We start from the raw sequence: 21350 nt of genomic DNA on the forward strand, positions 1-21350 counted from the left end.
GTGTAGGCTGTAAAAAAGTAGGTCGTAAAAGGTCGTCTTATTATCTCATGACTATACCTCAAAGTTAGAAAAAAAATATATACAGCCAAGGAGCTTTTGAGGCGGAAAGCGGGCTGTGGCTCAATGCGAGATTTGTATATTTATTTTTGTTAATTATAAAAATCACCTTAGTAGAGGGTTAGTGTTTTTTTTCTGTGTTGGTTCAATACTGAGGAACCTAAAAAAATTATAAGCCTTTGCTGATTGAAGCCCTTCATCGGGATTTCGGGCTCAGCGGTCAATTGTTTACTTTTGCAAATCCTAGCGGCAAGGAGCACTTTCAATATTTAGCCGGAAGGCTGGCTTACGCGGCCTATAGCGCTTTTTTCTGCTTTAGGGGCGGGGCCGTATTGGCAATTATTATCAGACCATCAGCGATGAACCAACCGGAAATATACTTTCATGTAGGCTTGGGAAAAGTAGCTTCGACCTACCTGCAGCACCGATTCTTCCCCAAGTTGAAGCACATATATTACATACCGACTAACCGATACCGGAAATCTTTGGACATCATCGGGAAGGGTAAATACGGGCGGTACTTTGTGTCTAGGGAGTTTGATCAGCAGCTGGAGGAGGAGGTACGCTGGTTTTCCAGCCGTTACCCACAGGCTCGCCCTATCATCATTTTCCGCCGTCACGACAGCTGGATTGCCTCACAATACCGCAGGTATGTGAAGAATGGCGGATACCTGTCGTTCCGTGAGTTTTTTGATGTTGAAGAAGATACCGGGCTATGGAAACGGGAGCATGTGACTTTTTATCGCAACCTGGAGCATTTGGAGCACTACTTCGAGGGGAAACCGTTGGTGCTGTTTTATGATGAGCTCAGAGCGGACCCCTGGGCGTTTTTCGATAAGATAGCGCAGTACGCAGGATCGGGATACGACCGCAATGATGTTTCTTTGGCTAAGGTGCATACTTCCTACAACGAGAAGCAGCTCAAGGCCATCCGCAAAATCGCGCCCCGCCTTTTCGACCCCCGGAACGCCAAGCCAAATACTCGTACCCTTTGGGGCTGGCTGCAGCGCCGGGGGCAGATGTTGAAAAGCTATGCCATACTCTATCCTGCCAAACTGATACCAGCATCTTGGTTGCCCGATGAGCCCCTGATCCCACAAGAAGAATTGGACAAGGTCAGGGCTTATTTTGAAGGAGACTGGGCCCGGTGCAAGGCTTATGCTGAGGAAAATAACCCCAAACCGGAAGAGGCGCCCCTATGAAGCCGGAGGATTTGCAGTACATCCTCTCCATGGCGGGGGCATTGCCTTTGCTTCCTGTAATGGCTTGGCAAGGCAAGCAGGTCAAATCCAGTGTGCCTAAGCTTGCGGCGGCCAAGGGGTTTTCCGGGCTAAGCCCAGGCGCTCTAGGCAAGCTTAGGCTCCTTGTTTTGGGAGAGAGCACAATGGCCGGCCTTGGTGTGGAATGGCATCAGGATGGGTTTGCAGGCGGCCTGGCTGAGCAAGTTGCACAAATATACGGGCAGGAAGTGCACTGGGAGGTCGTTGCGAAAAGCGGGTATACGGTGCGGGAGGTGAACGATCGCCTGCTGCCTGGCCTGCCCAAGGGCACTTTTGAGCTTATCGTCATTGGATTGGGCGGTAATGATATTTTTGAATTTACCCCTCCGTGGCAATGGCGGGCAGGCTGCAGGCAGCTCATACAAGGGCTTCGTCAGCACTCTCCTGAAGCCTTTATCGTGTTTATTCAAATGCCACCGGTCCGTTTTTTCCCAGCTTTCCCCCGCCTGATCAAATGGTATGCTGGCTTGCAGGCCGACCGCCTGAGCACAGCTTTGCAGCGCACGGTCAAAGGCTGGCAACGCGTCTTTTTTATATCGGAGCCGATCACCTTGCAGGCCTGGTCAGCCCGTTACGGGCTGGAGGGCGGCACCTCCCGCTTTTTCAGCGATGGCGTACACCCATCTGCCCTCACTTACCGCCTTTGGGCAAAAGACACTGCGGCTTTCCTTCAGGGAAAGCTCCCTCCCCCTGCTCAATAAAAAAGGCAGGAGCGTTGCTGCTCCTGCCAGAAGAGGTTTCGTCTGCATATTGAAACCGTAAACCAAACTTTTTTTCATTCCTCTAGGGGCCAAGCCTTTCTGGGCGTAAGCCAAAATGCCGCAGGTGCTAAGGCTTTTCGGGCTCTAACCTGGCTTTGGCCTAGCGCTGCGCAGGGGTGTAAGCCCGATAGGGCCGAGCGGGCAGCGAGCCCCGTAGCATAGCGGCACCTGCCTTTTGGCAGGGGCAGGCCCCCTCAAAAAAACGGCAATCTGTTTTGTGCCCGTCTTTCTCCACAGCCTAATAGCTGTTCTCATCCAGTTGTACTTTGCCCCGGAAGGTCCAGAACACAAAGGCTGTGTAGGAGAGCACCAGAGGGGTGCCCACCGCTGCGAATGTGAGCATAATGCCCAATGATTTTTCGCTGGAGGCAGCGTTGTACACAGTCAGGTTGTAGGCCTCATCAACGGTAGAGAGCAGCATATCTGGGTAAAGCTCAATGGCTACCACAATAAGGAGGAGGCTCATAGTAAGGGCAGAAAAAATGAAGCCCCCCCTGTAGCTGCGCTTGGAGATCAGCCTTGGGATATTGGCAATGCTCAAAAAAGCCAGGACAGGGATGACAAAAAGCCAGGGCAGCTCCTTGAACCGGTCTGTGAGGTGGGGGATGTAAATAAGGGTGTAAAGCGTGGCCAGCGCGAAAGTGACAATGAAGAAGATCATGCTCCGCTTGGCGAGTATGGAGAGCTTGGCGTACAGCCGCCCTTCCGTTTTCATGAGCAGGTAGAGCGCCCCGTGCATAGTGAAAAGCGCAAGCGTGGTAAGGCCAACGAGCAAAGCATAGGGGTTGAGGAAAGTCAGCCAGCTGCCCTCGAACTCACCGCTCGGGCCGAGCTCGATCCCCAAGAGCACATTGCCCAGGACAACGCCCAAGAGGAATGCCAGCATGGTACTGGCGATCGAGTAGTTGACATCCCACATCTGCCGCCACCATTTCATTTTCTCTTTGCTCCGGAACTCAATGGAGACAGCCCGGAAAATGAGGAAGGCCAGGAACAGCATAAATGGGATATACATAGCGGAAAAGAGGGTCGCGTATACATTAGGGAAGCCAGCAAAAAGCGCGCCCCCGGCAATGACGAGCCAGACCTCGTTGCCGTCCCATACCGGGCCGATGGCATTGAGTGCGATACGCCGGCTTTGCTCTTTTTTGAAAAATAAGTGAAGCGCTCCTGCGCCCAGGTCAAACCCATCTAGTATGGCGTAGCCGCTGAACAGCGCCCCGATCACGAGGAACCAAAGGGTAGGGTAGTCTATACCTAAAAAAGTGGCCATATTGATTTTGCTTTTTTCGTTTTCAAATTGAATGGGCGCTCAGCAGGCTGGCATTGCCCCATCCTGTCCAACCCGTTCTGACGGCCTACGTCCACTGCCCGGCGGCGGCGGCCATCCCTTCCTGACGCGAACGGTGGTCTTCCATAGGGCTGTCGTCTGGCCCATGCTTGATCTTCTTGTTCAGCAGGTAGACAAAGAGGGCAAATAGCAAGGCGTAGATGGCAAAGAACAAGATCAAAGAAAACAAGACTTGGTTGGCGGTCACCGCCTTGGACAGCGCATCGCTCGTGCGCAGCAGGCCATAAACGACCCATGGCTGCCGCCCCATTTCTGCTGCAAACCAGCCGAACTGATTGGCGAGGTTGGGCATGAGCACTGCGAAGACGAAAATCCATAGCAGCCATCGCTGTTCGAATAAGGTGCCTTTCCACCAAAAGTACAACCCGAGCAGGCTGAGCCCGATCATGGCCATGCCAAAAGCCACCATGAAATGGTAAAACTGGAAGATTGCGTTCAGTGCTGTCGGGCGTTCGTCTTCAGGAAAGGAATTCAGCCCTCTGACCGGTGTTTCAAAGTCGTAGTTCAGCAGGAAGGTGAGCCCGCCAGGAATGCCAATGCCCGTTACTTCCTGAGTGTTTTTGTCTACCCAGCCCATGAGGTACATGTCGGCTACAGCGAGGGAGTCGAAGTGGCCCTCCAGGGCTGCCAGTTTTGCAGGCTGATTTTCAGCTACCCCTTCTGCAGAGTGGTGCCCCGTGAAAAGCTGGCCAAGGGAGAAGACCGCAGCGACCACCAGCGCAATTTTAAAAGCTTGTTTGGAGACCTCTACGTGGCGGTTGCGCAACAGGTAATAGGCGTGTACGCTCAAGACCAGAAAAGCCCCTGCCAGAAAAGCCCCTAGCCAGACGTGCGTGAGCCGGTCAATGCTTGAGGGGTTGAATACCATGGCCCAGAAATCTATAATCTCGGCACGTGCATCCATGCCTTCCCCCACGATGTGGTAGCCAGCCGGGGTCTGTTGCCAGGAGTTGGCCACTACAATCCATACGGCACTAAACATAGAGCCCAGCCATACGCCTAGCGTAGCGATAAAGTGTACGCGTGGGCTCACGCGGTTCCACCCAAACAACAGTACGCCCAAGAAGCCGCTCTCCAGTGCAAAAGCAAAAATGCCCTCAGCGGCAAGCGCACTGCCGAACACGTCGCCGACATAGCGGGAGTACGTCGCCCAGTTGGTGCCAAATTCAAACTCCATGACAATGCCTGTCGCCACGCCAATCCCGAATGTGAGCGCGAATATCTTCGTCCAAAACCGGGCAAGGCGGTGGTAGGATTCATTTTTGGTACGCAGGTAAAGGCCCTCCAAAATGACCATGATCAAGCCCAGCCCAATGCTCAGGGGCGGGTAGATGTAGTGGAAAGCGACCGTGAAGGCAAATTGTATTCTGGCTAGGATTTCGACGTCCATGATGTCAGATTTTATGCAGCTATAGTTGTTTAGCCGCTGTGGTTTTGATGAATGCTTTTGCGAAATTGTTCTGGGCTGAGCCCTTCGTACTTTTTGAAGAACCGGCCGAAGTAGGAGTTGTCGTCAAAATTGAGGGAGGCGCCAATCTCCGCTACTGTCCGCCCATCGTGCAACAGCAGGCGCTTGGCTTCCAGCATGACCCGCTCGCGGATGAGCTCGCCAGCTGATTTGCCCACGACCCTGCTGCAGATCGCGTTGAGGTAGTTGGGGGTCAGCAGCAGCAGCTGCGCATAATCGCGCACCAGTCGTTTCTCCCGGAACTGCTCCTCTATCAGCTGCTCAAAGCGCCTTACGATCAGCACCGCCGTCCGGTCGTTAGCTGGTAGGCTGGCTTGTGCACGCTCAAAATAAAACCGCTTGCACTGGTAGAGCAAGATATTTAAAAAAGAACGGAGTGTCTTCAGGTAATCCTCCTCTTTGGCATGGTATTCTTTCAGCATAGCTTCCAGCAAATAGCCAAAGGAAGCTGCTTGCGGAGCAGAGAGGTCAATATAAGGCAGGAAGTGGCTGGTATTGAAAAAAGGGAATTCCCGGAGGTTGTTGTTATTGTACCGCTCGGTGAAGAAGGCAGGAGTGAAGAAAATCAGGTGCCCTTCCAGCCCATCATGCGAACCCCAAGCGTGCACCTGCCCAGGGTACATCAGGAAAAAGCGGCCCGGCAGTACATCGTGATGCGCAAAATCGATCAGCTGCTGCCCTTGCCCCCGGCACACGTACATAAGCATGTAATAGTTGTGCCGGTGCACATGGCTGCCCATTGCGCTTTCTTGCAAAAAATCTTCAAGCCTGCACATATCGAACTGCTGCCCGTCTTGCGCAAAAGCGTTGCAACGGAGCTCTTCGATATTTAAAGTTCGCAGGCTTTGCATATAAGGCATGTGTTGCCCCGTACAGGGGGAGCCGCGGCTCGTGGCTCCCCCTGGTACAGGAAATTGGCTATTGCTCGGGCTTGCAGCCCTGGACAATTTTGTCCTATTGCTTTTGCCTTACAAAGGTACCAGAAGCAGGCTGCTGAGCGTTAGGGCTTTTTGCATGGATTATGGTACTTTTTACATGTGGGTTGCCTTTAGGGGGCAGGAGGCGCTTGGCTGCGCTGCTGCAGTTCTGCTGCAATAGCTTCCCCAACTCGGTCGAGGTGGCCCTGCCCTTTGAAAAACCGGTGCACAAAGTATAGCCCTCCAAAAAATGCCAGAAAAGAGAACGGGAAAAATGCCAGCGCGATAAGGCTGAGATAGGGCAGCCCCAAAAGCCGCAGCCCAAGCCAAGCTAGCAGCCACAAAGGGGATAAGGCGATGAGGCGGACGAAAAAGCGCTGCACCTGGTGAAAAAGCGTATTTTTAACTTCCCATTGCCCGCGCAGGCGAAGCAGTTGTGCCGTGGAATAAAGCTCAGGGCCTACAGCTTCCAATTCGGAGAGCTCGTCAGCAGCGTCCGCTTCCAGCGACTTCAGCAGGTGGTCTATATCCCGGAATGCCATAGGTGGTGTTTTTTCGTTTTTGAAAGCCCTGTGCTATGAATCAAATGATATGAACCTTCGAGACTTTGCCTCTTCTTTGCGCCGAGGCCGGGGCCCATCAGAAAATGACCTTGGTTTCGGTTCTGAACTGACTTCCGGCCAAAGCCGGCTGATCAACCCAGATGGCTCTTACAATATCTTGCGCAAGGGGGCATCTTCTTTCCGGCCTTATCAGGCATTGGTGGAGATGAGCTGGCCCCGTTTCTTTGCGGTTATCATCAGCTTTTACATTCTGGTAAATGCGGTTTTCGCAGGCTTGTTCATGCTCATCGGGCTTGAGCACCTCAATGGCGCACAGACCGATGGCACTTGGGCCGGTGATTTTGCTGCAGCCTTTTTCTTTAGCGTGCAGACCTTCACCACGGTCGGCTATGGTGCAGTGAGCCCTGCCGGCACAGCAGCTAATATTTTGGCGGCAGCAGGGGCGTTGGTCGGGCTGATGGGGTTTGCCTTGGCTACCGGGCTGTTCTTCTCCCGCTTTGCCAAGCCCAAAGCCAATATCCGCTTCAGCGAAAAGGCGACCATCCGCCCTTACAAGGATACGGGCTACCAAAGCTTCCAATTCCAGATTGTCAATGAGCGCAACAACAAAGTGATCAACCTTTCCGCCAAAGTGACGATGTCCTGGGTGGAAAAGGGGCCTGAAGGGCACAAGGCCCGGCGTTTTGCCTTCCTGCCCCTTGAGCGGGACGAGGTCTTCCTTTTCCCGCTCAATTGGGTCATTGTGCATATCATTGATGAGGAGAGCCCGCTTTGGGGCAAAGACAAAGAAACCCTGCAAGAGATGGAGCCGGAATTCCTGGCCCTCTTGCAGGGTTTTGATGAAACTTTCGCCCAAGATGTCCACGCCAACAGTAGCTACCTGAGCCGTGATGTCGTATGGGGGCAACAATTCGAGCGCATGTACTGGCCCGAAGAGGGCTATACTGTGCTCGACCTTAGCCGCCTCGATGAGCTCAAAGGTTTAGGCGAAGCTTAAGCGTGGTTGGTCTGTAGTACGTACTTCTCAAACCGCTGCGGGTCTTTTTGGTCAAATTTATCGATCGCCGTCTGTATGTGCATGAAGAAGTTGCCTTCTCCCAGTTTTTCACTGAAGTGTGCTTTGCGGAGGGTATCGCGCAGCGGGCCTTTAACGCTGGTCATGTAAAATTCAATGCCTTGCGCTTTCAGCTCATCGGCAAGCTCCTCAAGGGCATGTACTCCGCTGCTGTCAATGCTGTTGATGCTGTTGGCATCGAGTATGAACAGTTTGAGGCTGTCTTTGCGCTTTTCTACTTCTGCTTCGATGGCCTCCTTGAAGAAGTTGACGTTGGCGAAGTAAAGGCGGGCGTCGAACCGCATGATCAGGACATCGTCCCGCTGTTCCAAATTGTCGAAGCGGTTGATGTTCTTGAAATGGGCTTCCCCAGGGATTTTCCCGAGCACTGCAAAGTGGGGCAATGTGGTACGGAAAATGACCACGCCAAGGGAAAGGGCTACGCCGATAAGGATGCCCTGCTCGATACCAAGCGACAGTGTGCCGATGAAAGTAGCGATCAGCATCCAAAAGTCTGCCCGGTCTGTTGCCCAAAGGTGGCGGGCTTCCTTGATGTCGATCAGGCCAAAAACGGCAACCATGATCACAGAGGCCAGGATCGCCTTAGGAAGGTAGTAGAACAGTGGCGTGAGGAAGAGCAGGGTGAGCCCGATCAGTAGCGCACTGATGATAGCTGCCAGCCCTGTTTTAGCGCCGGCCTGATCATTGACCGCTGTACGGCTGAACCCACCGGTAGTAGGGTAGGATTGGAAAAATGAGCCTACGATATTGGCCGCCCCCAGCCCGATGAGCTCTTGATTGGCCGAAACTTTGTAGTCTTTGTGCTTGGCCTGAATGGCTTTCGCCACAGCAATGCTCTCCATAAAACTGACCAGTGCGATGGTCAGCGCAATAGGCAGCAAGGCAGAGAAATCTGCTCCGCTAAAAGAAGGGATGACAAAAGAAGGCAGCCCGTCGGGCACCGTGCCTACAATTTTCACGCCCTGCTCTGTGAGGCCAAGGCCATACACGGCCAAGATGCCGAAAACAACCGCAAGCAGCGGCCCAGGGATCGCTTTGTTGATTTTCTTTACCCCCTTGATGAGCAAAATGCCGCCTATGCCTACAGCAAAAGTCGCCCAGTTGATATCCGAGGCTTTTTCGATGGCCTGCAGCAGAATCTCGTGCACATGGTGGCTGCGGGCTATGTCTACCCCCAAAAGGTGTTTGAGCTGTGAAAGCCCGATGATCAGCGCCGCTGCTGAAGTGAAGCCGCTAATGACAGGGTGGGAGAGGAAGTTGACGAGGAAGCCGAGCCGGAAAGCGCCAAGCAAAAATTGTATGGCGCCAACAAAGAGCGCTAGCGTTATGGCCAGCATGATGTAAGTCTCTGTACCTCCTTCTGCCAAGGTGCCGATGCCTGCTGCCGTCAGCAGGGAGACCATGGCCACCGGCCCAACTGCCAGCTGACGGGAAGTGCCCAGCAAGGCATAAATCAATAGGGGGATGGTCGATGCGTAAAGCCCATAGATAGGAGGGAGCCCGGCGATCATTGCATAGGCCATGCCCTGTGGGATCAGCATGACGCCTACGGTCAGCCCTGCAGACAAATCTCCCTGAAGGTTTGACCGTTTGTAGTTAGGGAGCCACTCCAAGACAGGCAGGTAGTTCTTTATTTGCATGGTTCGAATCTTTGTAGTGATGAAGGTTTGGGGGTTGCTGGGCCCGGAAACGCCGGCAGGTGGAATATCGGCATTTCCGGGCTTTCAATCAACGCTACAAAGGTGGGGCTATTTGTATGCCCCGGCAGTGACGAACATCACAATATGAGCGCAGTGCCCCTAGAACAATTCTATCCGGTTGCGGCCCAGCTCCAGCTCCCCATCGTTTTCCAGCTTCTTGAGCAGGCGGGAGATCGCTTCCCGGGAGGCATTGAGGTCGTATGCAATTTCCTGGTGGGTGGCGTGAAGGGTCCGGCTGTTGTTGGCCTCTGCCTTTTTCTCCAGGTAGTCCATCAGGCGCTCATCCATTTTCTTAAAGGCGATGCTGTCAATGGTGCGCACCAGCTCCAGCATCCTTTTATCGTAGGAGGTCATGACGAAGTTTTTCCAACTCGGGTAGCGCCCCATCCACTCGTCCATATAACGGGTAGGGATGCCGATAAGGGTCGTATCTTCTTCTGCCACCGTGCGGATTTCGCTCCGCTTGTCCATCATACAGCAGGTAAAGGACATCGAGCAGGTCTCCCCAGGCTGAAGGTAATAGAGGAAGAGCTCATTGCCCTCATCGTCTTCCCGGGACACCTTGATGCTGCCGCTGATGATCAACGGCACAATCTTGACGTAGGAGCCGAAGTCCATGATCAGCTCGCCTGCGTTGAACTGCATGATATTGCCTACCTCTGCAATCTCTTCCTGTAGCTTGCGCTCCGCTATCTGAGGGTAGTGCTGCCTGATGAGCGCCAGTACTTCACTTTTGGCATTGTCCGTAATCATAGTCCAGGTTTATTGGCTGTTTGGCGATAGCTGCCCCTCTATCCGCTTTAAGCGTTCTTCCAGTTGGAGCAGCTTTTCTAGTATGATGATATGGGTCTTCTTGGCGTCAATCCCCACTGGGCTGCTGTCGCTATGTATCTCTTTAGCGATGGCATCAAAGGTGGCTTTTTCGACTTTCAGGCTTTCCATGTGGTATCGTTTTTTGATGTGATGTGATGGCGAGGGCAGTTTGATCCAGAGCTCCAAACATGCCCCCTAAGCTGGTTTTTGCGCAAGGAGGCGCACGACCTCTGCCTCGCCCTTGTGATAGGCTCCTTCGCTCAGCAAGGTCTTTTCTTGTGCCAAGACGTGGGGCACAAGGCCCGCAAAGTCCTGTTCAATAGTTTGGAGGGAGTACAGCATATCCAGTTTTTTTGGCCCCCCTGAAGATAAAGGCAGTTGTTTGAGGTCGAAGGCTTCGAGCAGGATGTAGCCGCCCGGCTTCAGTGCCTGCATACAGGTTTGATGGAAGGTGGCCCGGACCTCAGGTGGGAGGTGGACGTAAAGCAGCCCGATCAGGTCGTACTGGTTTTCGCCGAAGTCAAAAGCTTCGGCAGCGCTCACCTCATAATCTACGTTGACGCCCAGCTCTCCGTAGAGCTGCTCGGCTTTGGCTTTCGCCGCTCTGCTATAGTCAAATGCCCTGACCCGCCACCCCAAGGAAGCTGCATAGGCAGAGTTGCGGCCCTCGCCTTCGGCGGGGAATAGGGCTTTCCCGGCGCCCAGTTGTGGCAGTTGTTCTGCCAAAAAAGCATTTGGCGCTTTGCCGTATATGTACTCAGGCTCCTGGTACCTTTCGTCCCAAAATTGTTTCATGAATTGGTAGCTTTTGCGCCCCAAGGCCTTTAAGCTGCCTTGGGAGATTATTGTCTTAGTTGGGTCAGTTACCCTGTTTTTTGCCTTTGAAAAGCCAGGCGCAATCCAGGCTGCCAGTTTTTTGGCCTGCCCAGCCTGTTTTTCGGTATGGGGCCTCCCCCTGCCGGCAGGCAGGGGGCGCTATGTTCCGGGGCTCGCTATCCGCTCGGCCCTAACGGGCTTGCAACCCCTCCACAGCGCTAGTCCGATGCCATTGCAAAGGCTATACCGGCCTCCTTTTTTAGAGCGTGTTGGGATTTTGGCCTTCTAGTCGAGAGCTAGCAAATTTTTGATTAGCCGAGGCCCGAAAACCGGAGTTTAGCCAAGTCCCGCTTTTTATGCACAAAAGCGGGAAGGGGTTTCGGGGCGAAGTATAAGCGAAAAAGTGTCCCGTTGTCTAGCGGGATAGACCACCGATTACTAAAATCCCAACACGCTCTTACAGCCGCAACCCCTGTTGGCGAAGCTGTCTGCTAAAGGCCGAAGCCTTGAGGCTCAATCCATAAGCCCTTCCCTTTTTAATGCAGCTTGCCCCCCAACGAGGTAAGCGAGCTGAAGAAAACCGGCGCGGGCCATTTTCTGAACCGCGAGTAGCGCCCTCCTGCCCCCATCGTCATAGATGAAGTAGGGGCGCATAACGTCCATGCTGTCCAAGGCCACATCAAAATCATCATCCAGATAATCCAGATGCTCAGCCCCTTCTAAGGGAGGGGCGTCCGATAGCTCCTTGGCTGTGCGCACATCAAGCAGCACCGCATCTTGCGTGAGCGCCAGCTCCACGAGGAAAAGATCTGCTGATAGGGCCCGGTAGGGGAGCATGGACAATATTTTTAAAGAAAATCAAAAATAGGGTCAATTATTCATATGTACAAGCCAAAATATAGCCCATTGCTATCTGGGCTAGGGGGGCGTCAGCCTGGGTCACATATTGCACTGGCAGTTCTCCAAGCATTCGATAATTAGAGAAACATCCCTTTCCTTAAGGGAATAGAGCATGCTGCGGCCGTCCCGTTTTACGGCAAGAATGCCTTTAAGGCGCATATTCTGTAGGTGGTGGGAGGTCAGTGACTGCTCGCTCCCCAGCTTTTCGCAAATGTCAGAGACCGAGAGTTCTGGGTACTGTTCCAAGAGGTGGACAATGCCCAGGCGTAGGGGGTGGGCCACTGTTTTTAAGATAAAGGCAATCCGTTCTAGCTTTTCAGCATCGGCTTGGGAGAGGGTTCCGCTTTTGGCTTCCATAACTTGCAAAGTATGATTATATGTTCATGGAAACGTAAAAAAACGCAAGAGGTTGTAGGAAAATTGATTTTTCTACAGGGTAAGTAGGGAAATAACACTTTTCCTAGCTTACTTTTTGCCTTTCAGGAACTTTTTGAAACGGCTCGACAGCCCGGTGGGCTCAGGGATGTGCAATTGCCGGATGGCGCTCGTCTGGCCAAGGCTGATCCATGCATTGTAGCGCCCAGGCTTCAAGCGTGAAATATTGAGCGATTCTTTATGAGGGCCCGGGGTGAGCTGGGCCTTTTGGTGAAGATAGGAGCGGCCTTTTTCGTCCAGAAGGTCAATGCTCAGCAGGGCTGCCTCGGCGCAAAAACAGTGGAGGATAGCCTTAGGGGCAGAACCCTCTGTCAGAATGGACAAAGTACCAATCTTTGTTTCCGGAACTTTTTTCATGCGTATGTGTGTGTAGTTGTCTACTTTTTGTATTTGTGCAATTGGGCTGTGCTACGTTTTTCCCAGTACAGTACGCATTAACAGCGCATGATGATGAGCTGTCATGGATAAACGGAGCTAAAGGCACTTTGGGATGTCCTATTGTGCGGGAGGGCATCATTCCGGTGCGCTTTAATGTTTGTTTGGAGCACTTGAGGGTGCCCGATTTGTAGGTTTGAGTAGCTTAGGAGTGCAGGCAAAGCACCATACTTAGGAGCTTCAAACGTTCTGGCTGGCAAGCTTGCCAGCCCTGCATCCGCTAGTTTGGGCCCCACAGTTCCTGTTTCGGGCAAGGGGCTGTGGGCCGTCAGAGCGCTATGTTTGAAAGGCTGGCTTAATTGGCCTGGGTACGTTTGTAAGCAAGGAGGGGCGTAAGGGGAAAACGGCATATCCCTCCTCAGTTCCACAAATATAGGTTTTTTCCAGCAATGGTGGCAGTGGTTTTCAAATTGTATTGTGTGCTTGCCGGGCAGGGCGGAACTTGGCCAGCCCGGCAGCCTTATGGCCAGCAGTGTTCGTCAGGCTCTTATGCCTCAATGCTGCTGCGTGGATTTGGAGCATGAAAAAAGCCCCACTGGTATTCCGGTGGGGCTTTCGTGCCCAGAACAGGATTCGAACCTGCACATCCATAAGGACACTACCCCCTCAAGGTAGCGCGTCTACCAATTTCGCCATCTGGGCAAGGTAAGAATAGGCCGAAGCCCTATGCCTTTCTTTCAAAAGCGTGGCAAAGATACGGTATTTGCCAGGACTTTAGCAAGCAAAAAGATGAAAAAATCCTAGCCTCGTTTCAAAGCGGCATCCCGGAGGCGCTGAAGGAATGGGGAAGCGAAGATGAAATCCTGTAGCGTTGCGTTGTCGCTCTCCAGCACATCTTCATTGGTGCCCCGCCAGGCGAGCTTGCCCTGATAAAGGAGCACAATATTGTCTCCGATCTCCATCACTGAGTTCATATCGTGGGTATTGATAATGGTTGTGATGTTCTTTTCTATAGTGATATCGCGGATCAGCTCGTCAATGACAATAGAGGTTTTGGGGTCGAGCCCGGAGTTGGGCTCATCGCAGAACAGGTATTTGGGGTCCAAGACTATGGCCCGGGCAATGCCTACCCGCTTCTGCATGCCCCCGCTGATCTCGGAAGGGAAATTGGCGTTTGCCCCTTCAAGGTTGACCCGCTCTAGGCATTTGTCTACTTGCTGCCGTTTTTCTTTAAGGGTCAACGTGGAGAACATATCCAAAGGGAAACGGATGTTCTCTTCTACCGTCATGGAGTCGAAAAGCGCAGAAGCCTGAAAGAGCATGCCCACTTCCATCCGGATGTTCCGCATTTGCTTGCGGTCTAGCGCGAAGAAGTCGGTATCGTCGTACCACACTTTGCCGCTAGTAGGCTCTAGCAGGCCGACCAAAAGCTTAAGCAGCACCGTCTTGCCGGCCCCACTGCGCCCAATGATGAGGTTGGTCTTGCCTTTGTAAAATTCAGTGGTAATCCCCTTTAGGACTTCCGTCTCATCAAATGATTTGAAAATGTCTTCTGTACGGATCATATCATTGCTAGCTAGTCAGTACGACGGCCAGGAGGTAATCGGCCACCAAAATTAGGATGTCACTAAATACGACAGCATTGGTGCTGGCCTGCCCGAGCTCAATGCTGCCCCCCCGCACGTGGTACCCTTGGTAAGCGGGCACTGTAGTCAGGATAAAGGAAAAGACAAGGGCTTTGATAAACATCATGGTCACATTGAAGGGGTCGAAAAAAGAGCGCAGCCCCTTTATGTAATCTGCGTCGGCCATTACCCCTGTTGGCACACTGGCCAGATAGCCGCCAATGATGCTGATGAAGGCGCCTACGGCTACAAGCATAGGGATGACAATCAGGGCCGCAATGACTTTGGGCATGATGAGGTAGGCGGCTGTATTGACGCCCATGATCTCCATCGCATCGATGTGCTCCTTTTGGCGCATCCCGCCAATTTCGGCCGCAATATTTGACCCGACCTTGCCTGCCAGGACCAAACAGGTGAAGGTGGGGGCGAGCTCAATGATGGTCATATCCCGCACTACGTAGCCGATGTAATACACCGGCACCAGGGTGCCGTCTAGTTGATAGGAGAATTGTACCGCGGTCACGGCCCCGATGAAAATCGCAATGAGGCAAACGATAAATAGGGATCCGATCCCGATGTCGTTCATCTGCCGCATCGTCTCCTTATAATACATGGATGCCCGCTCTGGCTTGGAGAATGCGGACCCGAGCATGATGACGTAGCGCCCAAAATGGTGGAATAAGTTCTTGAATAACATACGCGTTTCTGTTCCTTCAGTCTGATTTGCAGGCCAGTGGCCGGGCCTTGCATGTGCCGGCAATACCTTGCGCGCCCGCCTCTCCGGGCAGGCTGTGCCCCGCAAAGGTAGCCAAGCCCTGCCAAACTGCCCGGAGAACGGGTTTATTATTTTATAGCGGGCTGAAGCCTATGGGCGATAGGCATTCTAGGGCTGTCTAAACTCAACCCCTAGGCTATTCGTTTCTCTGATATGAAAAACAGACCTTACGTATTCATTACAGGGGCGACGAAAGGGATCGGGCGGGCCTTGGCGCAGCGCTTTGCGCTTGAAGGGGCTCACCTTGCGCTCAGCGCACGCACCCCCAAAGACTTGGAAGCCTTGAAAGCGGGCCTTTTAAAGGGCGGTGCAACCGGGGAGGTTCACCTTTTCCCTGCAGACCTCAGCCAAAAGGCAGAGGCTGTTGCCCTCGCTGCAGCCGTGAGCGCGGCCTTCCCCCACCTTGATGTGCTGGTCAACAACGCCGGGCTTTTCCGGCCAGGCCAAGTGCTCGGGGAGGCAGAGGAAGCTATGGAGCAGATGCTGGCGGTCAACTTGCTGGCGCCGTATTATCTTTCGCGGGGGCTGCTGCCGCGGATGCGCCGGGGCAGTCATCTCTTCAACGTCGCTTCCGTAGCGGGCCGGGAGGGTTATGTTGGAAAAGGTTCTTATGGGGTATCCAAAGCGGCCCTGTTGTCATTGACCAACACCCTCAGGCATGAGCTGCGAGAAGCGGGCGTAAGGGTGACAGCTGTGCTCCCCGGCCCTACCTGGTCGGCTTCTTGGGAGGGCGCAGACCTGCCGGCGCAGCGGCTGCTGCAGGCGAGCGAGGTGGCAGCCTCTATTTGGCAGGCTTGGGCGATGCCGCCCAATGCCGTAATCGAAGAAATTGTCATACGCCCCCAACTGGGCGATTTGTGAAGCGGCAGGGCGGGCAGCCCTGCCGTGTTAAAATAAGAACGATGAAAAACATCATTATCACAGGTGCGAGCCGTGGCATAGGCAGGGATACCGCCCTGCAACTGGCAAAGGAGGGGCACCGGGTGCTGGCCATCTCAAGGAATGAGGGGGCGCTGCGTGCTTTGGAAGCAGAAGCCGGGGGGCAACTGCAGGCCCTGCCTTTTGATCTGACGAGCACGGATTGCCGGGCAGTGGTGGCGGCGGCTGATAGCTGGGGGCATGTAGATGCTGTGGTCAACAACGCGGGCTACCTGCTCAATAAGCCGTTTCACGAGACTACCGGTGCGGACTGGGAAAAAATAATGGGGGTCAATTTTTATGGCCCGGCCCGGCTGTTGCAAATGCTGCGCCCGTACCTTCAGGCAGCGCCTCGTGCGCACGTGGTCAATATAGGCAGCATGGGCGGTTATCAGGGCAGCTCGAAGTTCCCGGGGCTGCTGGCTTACAGTGTGAGCAAAGGGGCCCTGGCAGTCTTGACGGAGTGCCTGGCAGAGGAGTGGAAACAGGAAGGGGTGGCGGTAAACTGCTTAGCATTGGGCGCAGTACAGACGGAGATGCTGGCGGCTGCTTTCCCTGGCATGCAGGCTCCGGTGAGCAGTGAGGACATGGGCGGGTTCTTGTCCTATTTCACTTTGCATGGGCATCAGTTTTTTAATGGCAAAGTGCTGCCGGTGTCGGTCTCCACGCCTTGATGTTTATGGCCGCAAACCAGATTGTCATTTTTCGGCCTGCCCCCTTCGCAAGGATTGGGGCCTGCCCCTGCCAAAAGGCAGGTGCCGCTATGCTCCGGGGCTCGCTCTTCGCTCGGCCCTGTCGGGCTTACACCCCTGCGCAGCGCTAGGCCAATGCCAGGCTAGTGCCTTAAGCCCGAAAAGCACAAACGCCTGCGATATTTTGGTTCACGCCCATGTTTATTCAGCAAAAAACGTGTGTATGCAGATTGCAGTCGAAGTTTCGTTGTACCCGTTCCGGCCTGATTACGAAGGCCCTATCTTGAAATTCATCGGCCGGCTGAAAGCCGTGGAAGGGCTGAGGGTGGAGGTCAATACGATGAGCACGCAAGTTTTTGGGGCTTTTGACCAGGTCATGCCTGCAATACAGGGAGCGATCAGGGAGGTATTCATAGAGGAGCACACTGCGGTGCTTGCGATGAAAGTGCTGCAAGTGAACGGGGGGGCACAGCCTATGCCTTAGGGCACTGCCTGGCTGCGTGAGCGCTGCGGAGGGGCTTGGCCGTCAGGCTGTCAACCCCGTAGCATAGCGGCCCCCTCTGCCGGGCAATAATGAGGCGGGGGCACGCCCAAAAGCGCAACCTCTTCTGTATCTTGGTGGGATGAGCATCCGGAAAATCAAGTCTTGGGGCGCCAATTTGGGGCCGGGTATTGTTGTGGCTGCCACAGGCGTGGGGGCCGGAGATCTTATTGCGGCTTCTGTAGCCGGCGCACGTTATGGCACGATAGTGCTGTGGGCTGCGGTAGTGGGCGGCTTGCTCAAGCTTGCGCTGAACGAAGGGGTCGCAAGGTGGCAGCTGGCTACTGGGGAGACGGTGCTCGAGGGCTGGTGCCGGCGTTTGCCGCGAGGGGTGGCTTATTACTTTGGGGGGTATCTATTGCTTTGGGCGTTTGTGGTGGCTGGGGCCCTTATGGCTGCTTGCGGGCTGGCTGCGCATACGGTGCTCCCTTTGTTGGAGGACGAGCGGCTAGGGGTATTGTTTTGGGGCGCTATTCAATCGTTTGCAGCGGCTGGGCTGGTTTGGGCAGGGCGGTATGCCCTGATCGAGCAGGTCATGAAAGGGCTGATAGCTTTCATGTTTGTGGTGGTCGTGGGCAGTGCGGTTGTCCTGGCTCCGGGCTGGCGGGCTGTGGCAGAAGGGATATTTTGGCCACGCATGCCAGAAGGGGATGGTGCCGTCTGGCTGGTTTTGGGGCTTATAGGCGGGGTAGGGGGCAGCGTGACCTTGCTGAGCTATGCCTACTGGTTAAAGGAGAAGGGCTGGTCGGGCAGTGGGGCTTTGGGCACGGCACGGGTAGATTTGGGCACGGCCTATCTATTGACGAGCGTGTTCGGTGCAGCGCTTATCGTCATCGCTGCTGGCGCGAAGGCGGCAGAAGTGGAGGGCTATGGCATGATTGTGAGCTTGGCTGGGCAGCTGGAGCAGGCGGCTGGCCAATGGGGGTACTGGGCTTTCCTGCTAGGCTTTTGGGGGGCGGTTTTTAGCTCTATGTTGGGGGTGTGGGATGGAGTGCCCTACCTTTTTGCAGATTTCCTGGCTGCGATGCGGCCAGCCCGTAGAGCAGTAGCCTTGCGGCGGTCCCCGGAGTACAAAATGGCCTTGCTCTACCTTGCACTGCCGCCATTGCTGCTGTTGCTGTTCGGCAAACCCGCATGGATCGGGGTAGTGTATGCGGTTACAGGTGCTTTTTTTATGCCATTCCTTGCGGCGCTGCTGCTGTATATGAACAACCGGAAGGACTGGCTGGGCCCTTTGTGCAATGGCTGGGCAGCCAACCTTGGGCTGTTGTCGGCTTTGCTGTTGTTCCTGGCGCTTTTCCTTTCAAAACTATTGTTATGAAAACAGAAGACATTGAACGTTACCGGGCGGAGACGCCCGGTGTTGGGCACCGCATCCACTTGAACAATGCTGGCGCGGCTTTGATGCCGGCCCCTGTGCTGGCTGCTGCGCAGGCCCATCTGCAGCTGGAAGCGGAGATAGGGGGGTATGAAGCGGCAGCGCAACAGCGAGCGGAAGCCAGGCGGTTTTATGGCGCAGTCGGCCAATTGCTGAACGTGCCCGCGCAGCGGGTGGCCTGGTCGGGCAGTGCTACCCAAGCCTACAATACGGCGCTCTCTGCCCTACCTTGGGAAAAAGGGGATGTGCTGGTGACCACAGCGGATGATTATGTGTCCAATCAGATCGCCTTTCTACAGCTAGGCCGCCGTTATGGGGTAAAGGTGTTGCGGGCGGGGCGGTTGCCAGGGGGAGGGGTAGACCCCGCGCAGGTGGAGGAACTGGCAAGTAAGCATAAGGCTAAGGCAGTGGCAGTGACGCATGTGCCTACGAATTCCGGGCTGGTGCAGGATGTCGTTGCGGTGGGGCAGGTGTGCAGGGCGTTGGGCGTTTGGTATTTGGTAGATGCCTGCCAGTCGGTAGGGCAAATGCCGGTTGATGCGGAGGAGATAGGCTGCGATTTTCTGTCGGCTACATTCCGGAAGTTCCTCCGTGGGCCGAGAGGAGCTGGCTTCCTTTGTGTTTCTGGCCGGGCACTGGAGGCTGGGCTTGAGCCGCTGTTCATGGATTTGCACAGCGCGTCCTGGGAAGCTGCTGACGAGTATGCGGCCCGTTCTTCTGCGGCCAGGTTTGAAACGTGGGAGCGGCCGCATGCCTTGGTGCTCGCCGCTGCCTGTGCAGCTGAGTATGCGCTTGCGGTGGGGCTGGAGGCTATTCAGCAGCGCTGTGGGGAGCTGGCTTCCCGCTTAAGGCATGAGCTGTCGTCATGGCCGGGGGTGAAGGTCCTGGACGAGGGGCCTTCACCTTGCGCGATCGTTACGGTGGCGCTGCCAAATGTAGCGCCCGGGCAGATCATCCCGGGCCTGAACCAGCAGGGCGTCAATGCTTCTGTCTCTTACCGCTCAGGCGCGGTCATCGATTTTGAACGGAAAGGGGTGGAGTGGGCATTGCGCCTGTCCCCTCATTATTACAATACGGAAGCAGAGTTATATCGGGCTTTGGAGGTATTGAAGGGGCTTATTGAAAAAGGGTAGGGCTGCCACATCGGATTATTTTTTTTGAAAAAAGCCTAAATGATTTTGTTTGCAACAAAAATTTGTTTTAAATTGCACCTGTTATTCATGTTTTTGTTTGCATTGGCTGCGGTTGTGTAGCCCAATTTAACCCTGAGAATTATGATCCGAGAAGACAGGTGGGAGTTGAATGAGCGGTTTATCAAGGTTTTTAAAATCTTGGAAGACCGCGGAGAGATTGTAAAGAATGACCGCAACGGCAAAGGGATGGGCGATTTTGCCGAGCGCATCTTGGGCAACCGCGCCTATGGCCACATTATCCGCGCCTTCCTCAATGCTGATGATAAACGCTGCATCGACTACCGGCATGCTCGTGCGCTTTGTCATGAGTATGGCGTGAACGAATCTTATATGTTAGATGGGGAGGGTGAGCCTTTTGGCCTGGAGATACCTAAGTATGATCAGGTCATGGAAGATGCCCCTGCCTTGAAAGGCAATATCCTTTTTACGACAACGGAGGCTTTTGCGGGGACTACGCTTGGCACAAGCAGCTTCGCAAGTGAGCAGAATACTTTTTTTAGCATACCTGGGCTGAATGGCGCTAGCTTAGTGGCTTTCCCGATCAACGGCAACAGTATGGAGCCGGTGATCTTAGATGGGGATATGGTCATTTGCCGGGAAATCAGTGGTGTGCATGAGATCAGGGACAATAAAATATATGCAGTCAAAAACAATGGGCAGCTTTGGGTGAAGTATGTACAGCGCGTGGCCGATAGCCGGGGGCGGGTCAATCAGTTGAAACTGATATCAGCTAACCACTTGGAGCATGATCCTTTTGTAGAAGAGGTGGGCGAATATACCCGGCTGTATGAGGTGGTCCGCCGCATAAGCGATTTATAGTCTGGCGACCCAAGATTTTGTTGTGTGTCCTGCTTTGTGGTTTCGGCTCGGTAGCCGGAGGGATAGCAGCGTCATGGTTTTCACACCACGCAGTAGACGCGGAGCGAAATCCTAAGTTGTCACTTGAATAAGCGTAAGCAGTACAGCTAAAAGGCTGTGGCAGCGCCTTTCTTAGAGTAAATGGGCTTGTTTTTTTGTTGAAACATATTGATGGAGCCGGTTGGTGTCTTGCAGCGTTGGGTTATGCCTGTCAAGCAGGGCGCAAACCAAATTATCGTTTTTTTTTGGGGCCTGCCCCTGCTGCAAAGATGAGGGCCTGCTCCTTCCGTAAAGATGGGGTCTGTCCCTGCCATTGGGCAGGTGCCGCTATGCTGCGGAGCTCGCTATCCGCTCAGCCCTAACGGGCTTGCACCCTTCCGCAGCGCTAGGCCAGTTCGAGCCTAAAGCTCGAAAAGGATAAACGCCTACGATATTTTGGTTCACGTTCATCAAGCTTTTGTTTGATGGTTTAGTCAGGTGAGCAAGTTATAACTGCCTGCCCCTTCTTTTGATAAGAATTTTAATATCCTGCTGTTTTTTGTTGAACTCCCGGACTGGCAAGTCGCGGGAGTTTTTTGCTTTTACGAGCAGGGTATGCTATATGCTGAAGCGGGCGGTTTTTATTTTGGTTTATGCTGATTAAGGTGTGTATTATTTTGTATTTTGCTGTAATGTTAGGGTTAATTAATGTAAATTTTGTATGTTTCTGAATGGCCTTTTTCACTAGCTCTGCATCTCGTCCTCACCTTCGTAGCTAGACGAAGAAAGGGAATTAAAGGGGTCTTTTCTGAAGTCGAGGTTCCGGGCGTTCTTTAGATCTGGCAAAAAATACTCATCCATATCCCATACAGAACTTATC

General features: G+C 53.8%; 22 protein-coding genes and 1 tRNA gene. 9 read left to right on the top strand and 14 right to left on the bottom strand.

Features of this window, described 5'->3' with window-relative positions:
- Positions 1-416 precede the first annotated feature (416 nt).
- A complete protein-coding gene (locus FRY97_RS12845; RefSeq protein WP_147167948.1) occupies positions 417-1259 on the top strand; it encodes a sulfotransferase family protein in 843 nt (280 codons plus the stop codon).
- Positions 1256-2038, top strand: coding sequence for an SGNH/GDSL hydrolase family protein (locus FRY97_RS12850; protein WP_147167949.1), 783 nt, complete (start codon positions 1256-1258; stop codon positions 2036-2038). Before FRY97_RS12845 ends, FRY97_RS12850 begins: the two co-directional genes overlap by 4 nt.
- 298 nt (positions 2039-2336) lie before the next feature.
- Here the strand turns inward: FRY97_RS12850 and cydB are convergent, their stop codons facing one another.
- The 4 genes from cydB to FRY97_RS12870 all read right to left on the bottom strand — a co-directional run bounded on the left by cydB (position 2337) and on the right by FRY97_RS12870 (position 6376).
- Positions 2337-3371: a cytochrome d ubiquinol oxidase subunit II gene (gene cydB, locus FRY97_RS12855; RefSeq protein ID WP_147167950.1), complete on the bottom strand. Its 1035-nt coding sequence runs from the start codon at positions 3369-3371 to the stop codon at positions 2337-2339.
- 85 nt (positions 3372-3456) lie between these two features.
- Positions 3457-4839: a cytochrome ubiquinol oxidase subunit I gene (locus FRY97_RS12860; RefSeq protein ID WP_147167951.1), complete on the bottom strand. Its 1383-nt coding sequence runs from the start codon at positions 4837-4839 to the stop codon at positions 3457-3459.
- Positions 4840-4868: 29 nt separating this feature from the next.
- On the bottom strand, positions 4869-5768 hold the full coding sequence (locus FRY97_RS12865) for a helix-turn-helix domain-containing protein (RefSeq protein ID WP_170254632.1): 900 nt from the start codon (positions 5766-5768) through the stop codon (positions 4869-4871).
- A gap of 197 nt (positions 5769-5965) precedes the next feature.
- Complete coding sequence (locus tag FRY97_RS12870; protein WP_147167953.1) at positions 5966-6376, bottom strand: hypothetical protein; 411 nt, start codon at positions 6374-6376, stop codon at positions 5966-5968.
- A gap of 49 nt (positions 6377-6425) precedes the next feature.
- Between FRY97_RS12870 and FRY97_RS12875 the strand changes: the two genes are divergently transcribed.
- On the top strand, positions 6426-7394 hold the full coding sequence (locus FRY97_RS12875; protein ID WP_147167954.1) for an ion channel: 969 nt from the start codon (positions 6426-6428) through the stop codon (positions 7392-7394).
- Here FRY97_RS12875 and FRY97_RS12880 read toward each other — a convergent pair.
- The 10 genes from FRY97_RS12880 to FRY97_RS12925 form a co-directional block, all read right to left on the bottom strand.
- A complete protein-coding gene (locus FRY97_RS12880) occupies positions 7391-9112 on the bottom strand; it encodes a SulP family inorganic anion transporter (protein WP_147167955.1) in 1722 nt (573 codons plus the stop codon). The two genes, FRY97_RS12875 and FRY97_RS12880, sit on opposite strands and share 4 nt — an antisense overlap.
- A gap of 159 nt (positions 9113-9271) precedes the next feature.
- Positions 9272-9925 carry a Crp/Fnr family transcriptional regulator gene (locus FRY97_RS12885; RefSeq protein ID WP_147167956.1) on the bottom strand — a complete coding sequence of 218 codons (654 nt, stop codon included), beginning with the start codon at positions 9923-9925 and terminating at the stop codon, positions 9272-9274.
- Between the two features lie 9 nt (positions 9926-9934).
- Positions 9935-10114: a hypothetical protein gene (locus FRY97_RS12890; RefSeq protein WP_147167957.1), complete on the bottom strand. Its 180-nt coding sequence runs from the start codon at positions 10112-10114 to the stop codon at positions 9935-9937.
- 66 nt (positions 10115-10180) lie between these two features.
- Positions 10181-10780, bottom strand: a complete 600-nt coding sequence (locus FRY97_RS12895) for a class I SAM-dependent methyltransferase (RefSeq protein WP_147167958.1) — start codon at positions 10778-10780, stop codon at positions 10181-10183.
- A 534-nt stretch (positions 10781-11314) separates the two neighbouring features.
- Complete coding sequence (locus FRY97_RS12900) at positions 11315-11638, bottom strand: rhodanese-like domain-containing protein (RefSeq protein ID WP_147167959.1); 324 nt, start codon at positions 11636-11638, stop codon at positions 11315-11317.
- A gap of 102 nt (positions 11639-11740) precedes the next feature.
- Positions 11741-12058, bottom strand: a complete 318-nt coding sequence (locus tag FRY97_RS12905; protein WP_147167960.1) for an ArsR/SmtB family transcription factor — start codon at positions 12056-12058, stop codon at positions 11741-11743.
- A 108-nt stretch (positions 12059-12166) separates the two neighbouring features.
- Complete coding sequence (locus FRY97_RS12910) at positions 12167-12493, bottom strand: hypothetical protein (protein ID WP_147167961.1); 327 nt, start codon at positions 12491-12493, stop codon at positions 12167-12169.
- Between the two features lie 636 nt (positions 12494-13129).
- Positions 13130-13213, bottom strand: a tRNA-Leu gene (locus tag FRY97_RS12915).
- Positions 13214-13311: 98 nt separating this feature from the next.
- On the bottom strand, positions 13312-14076 hold the full coding sequence (locus tag FRY97_RS12920; protein ID WP_147167962.1) for an ABC transporter ATP-binding protein: 765 nt from the start codon (positions 14074-14076) through the stop codon (positions 13312-13314).
- Positions 14077-14083: 7 nt separating this feature from the next.
- The gene (locus FRY97_RS12925) at positions 14084-14833 is read right to left on the bottom strand and encodes an MlaE family ABC transporter permease (RefSeq protein WP_147167963.1); all 750 of its coding nucleotides are present in this window, start codon (positions 14831-14833) and stop codon (positions 14084-14086) included.
- A 231-nt stretch (positions 14834-15064) separates the two neighbouring features.
- Between FRY97_RS12925 and FRY97_RS12930 the strand changes: the two genes are divergently transcribed.
- The 6 genes from FRY97_RS12930 to FRY97_RS12955 all read left to right on the top strand — a co-directional run bounded on the left by FRY97_RS12930 (position 15065) and on the right by FRY97_RS12955 (position 20452).
- Positions 15065-15772 carry an SDR family oxidoreductase gene (locus tag FRY97_RS12930; RefSeq protein WP_147167964.1) on the top strand — a complete coding sequence of 236 codons (708 nt, stop codon included), beginning with the start codon at positions 15065-15067 and terminating at the stop codon, positions 15770-15772.
- Positions 15773-15813: 41 nt separating this feature from the next.
- Positions 15814-16503 carry an SDR family NAD(P)-dependent oxidoreductase gene (locus FRY97_RS12935; RefSeq protein WP_147167965.1) on the top strand — a complete coding sequence of 230 codons (690 nt, stop codon included), beginning with the start codon at positions 15814-15816 and terminating at the stop codon, positions 16501-16503.
- A gap of 241 nt (positions 16504-16744) precedes the next feature.
- Positions 16745-17005 (top strand): hypothetical protein, encoded by a 261-nt coding sequence (locus FRY97_RS22385; RefSeq protein ID WP_170254633.1) that lies wholly within the window; start codon positions 16745-16747, stop codon positions 17003-17005.
- A 139-nt stretch (positions 17006-17144) separates the two neighbouring features.
- Entirely contained in the window at positions 17145-18383 is a 1239-nt protein-coding gene (locus FRY97_RS12945; protein WP_211356864.1) for an Nramp family divalent metal transporter, read from the top strand.
- Positions 18380-19573: an aminotransferase class V-fold PLP-dependent enzyme gene (locus FRY97_RS12950; RefSeq protein ID WP_147167967.1), complete on the top strand. Its 1194-nt coding sequence runs from the start codon at positions 18380-18382 to the stop codon at positions 19571-19573. The genes FRY97_RS12945 and FRY97_RS12950 overlap by 4 nt, the downstream gene beginning before the upstream one ends.
- Positions 19574-19714: 141 nt before the next feature.
- Positions 19715-20452 carry a S24 family peptidase gene (locus FRY97_RS12955; RefSeq protein ID WP_147167968.1) on the top strand — a complete coding sequence of 246 codons (738 nt, stop codon included), beginning with the start codon at positions 19715-19717 and terminating at the stop codon, positions 20450-20452.
- The last annotated feature ends 898 nt before the right edge of the window (positions 20453-21350 follow it).

Source organism: Phaeodactylibacter luteus (assembly GCF_007993045.1).
Lineage (GTDB): Bacteria > Bacteroidota > Bacteroidia > Chitinophagales > Saprospiraceae > Phaeodactylibacter > Phaeodactylibacter luteus.

Bases quoted from the DNA above. Each gene is read 5' to 3' on its own strand.
- FRY97_RS12895 (WP_147167958.1), bottom strand. From the start codon at position 10,780: ATGAAACAATTTTGGGACGAAAGGTACCAGGAGCCTGAGTACATATAC.
- FRY97_RS12890 (WP_147167957.1), bottom strand. From the start codon at position 10,114: ATGGAAAGCCTGAAAGTCGAAAAAGCCACCTTTGATGCCATCGCTAAA.
- FRY97_RS12850 (WP_147167949.1), top strand. From the start codon at position 1,256: ATGAAGCCGGAGGATTTGCAGTACATCCTCTCCATGGCGGGGGCATTG.
- FRY97_RS12910 (WP_147167961.1), bottom strand. From the start codon at position 12,493: ATGAAAAAAGTTCCGGAAACAAAGATTGGTACTTTGTCCATTCTGACA.
- FRY97_RS12845 (WP_147167948.1), top strand. From the start codon at position 417: ATGAACCAACCGGAAATATACTTTCATGTAGGCTTGGGAAAAGTAGCT.
- FRY97_RS12935 (WP_147167965.1), top strand. From the start codon at position 15,814: ATGAAAAACATCATTATCACAGGTGCGAGCCGTGGCATAGGCAGGGAT.
- FRY97_RS12900 (WP_147167959.1), bottom strand. From the start codon at position 11,638: ATGCTCCCCTACCGGGCCCTATCAGCAGATCTTTTCCTCGTGGAGCTG.
- FRY97_RS12945 (WP_211356864.1), top strand. From the start codon at position 17,145: ATGAGCATCCGGAAAATCAAGTCTTGGGGCGCCAATTTGGGGCCGGGT.
- cydB (WP_147167950.1), bottom strand. From the start codon at position 3,371: ATGGCCACTTTTTTAGGTATAGACTACCCTACCCTTTGGTTCCTCGTG.
- FRY97_RS12865 (WP_170254632.1), bottom strand. From the start codon at position 5,768: ATGCAAAGCCTGCGAACTTTAAATATCGAAGAGCTCCGTTGCAACGCT.
- FRY97_RS12930 (WP_147167964.1), top strand. From the start codon at position 15,065: ATGAAAAACAGACCTTACGTATTCATTACAGGGGCGACGAAAGGGATC.
- FRY97_RS12925 (WP_147167963.1), bottom strand. From the start codon at position 14,833: ATGTTATTCAAGAACTTATTCCACCATTTTGGGCGCTACGTCATCATG.
- FRY97_RS12950 (WP_147167967.1), top strand. From the start codon at position 18,380: ATGAAAACAGAAGACATTGAACGTTACCGGGCGGAGACGCCCGGTGTT.
- FRY97_RS12885 (WP_147167956.1), bottom strand. From the start codon at position 9,925: ATGATTACGGACAATGCCAAAAGTGAAGTACTGGCGCTCATCAGGCAG.
- FRY97_RS22385 (WP_170254633.1), top strand. From the start codon at position 16,745: ATGCAGATTGCAGTCGAAGTTTCGTTGTACCCGTTCCGGCCTGATTAC.
- FRY97_RS12860 (WP_147167951.1), bottom strand. From the start codon at position 4,839: ATGGACGTCGAAATCCTAGCCAGAATACAATTTGCCTTCACGGTCGCT.
- FRY97_RS12955 (WP_147167968.1), top strand. From the start codon at position 19,715: ATGATCCGAGAAGACAGGTGGGAGTTGAATGAGCGGTTTATCAAGGTT.
- FRY97_RS12880 (WP_147167955.1), bottom strand. From the start codon at position 9,112: ATGCAAATAAAGAACTACCTGCCTGTCTTGGAGTGGCTCCCTAACTAC.
- FRY97_RS12875 (WP_147167954.1), top strand. From the start codon at position 6,426: ATGAACCTTCGAGACTTTGCCTCTTCTTTGCGCCGAGGCCGGGGCCCA.
- FRY97_RS12870 (WP_147167953.1), bottom strand. From the start codon at position 6,376: ATGGCATTCCGGGATATAGACCACCTGCTGAAGTCGCTGGAAGCGGAC.
- FRY97_RS12905 (WP_147167960.1), bottom strand. From the start codon at position 12,058: ATGGAAGCCAAAAGCGGAACCCTCTCCCAAGCCGATGCTGAAAAGCTA.
- FRY97_RS12920 (WP_147167962.1), bottom strand. From the start codon at position 14,076: ATGATCCGTACAGAAGACATTTTCAAATCATTTGATGAGACGGAAGTC.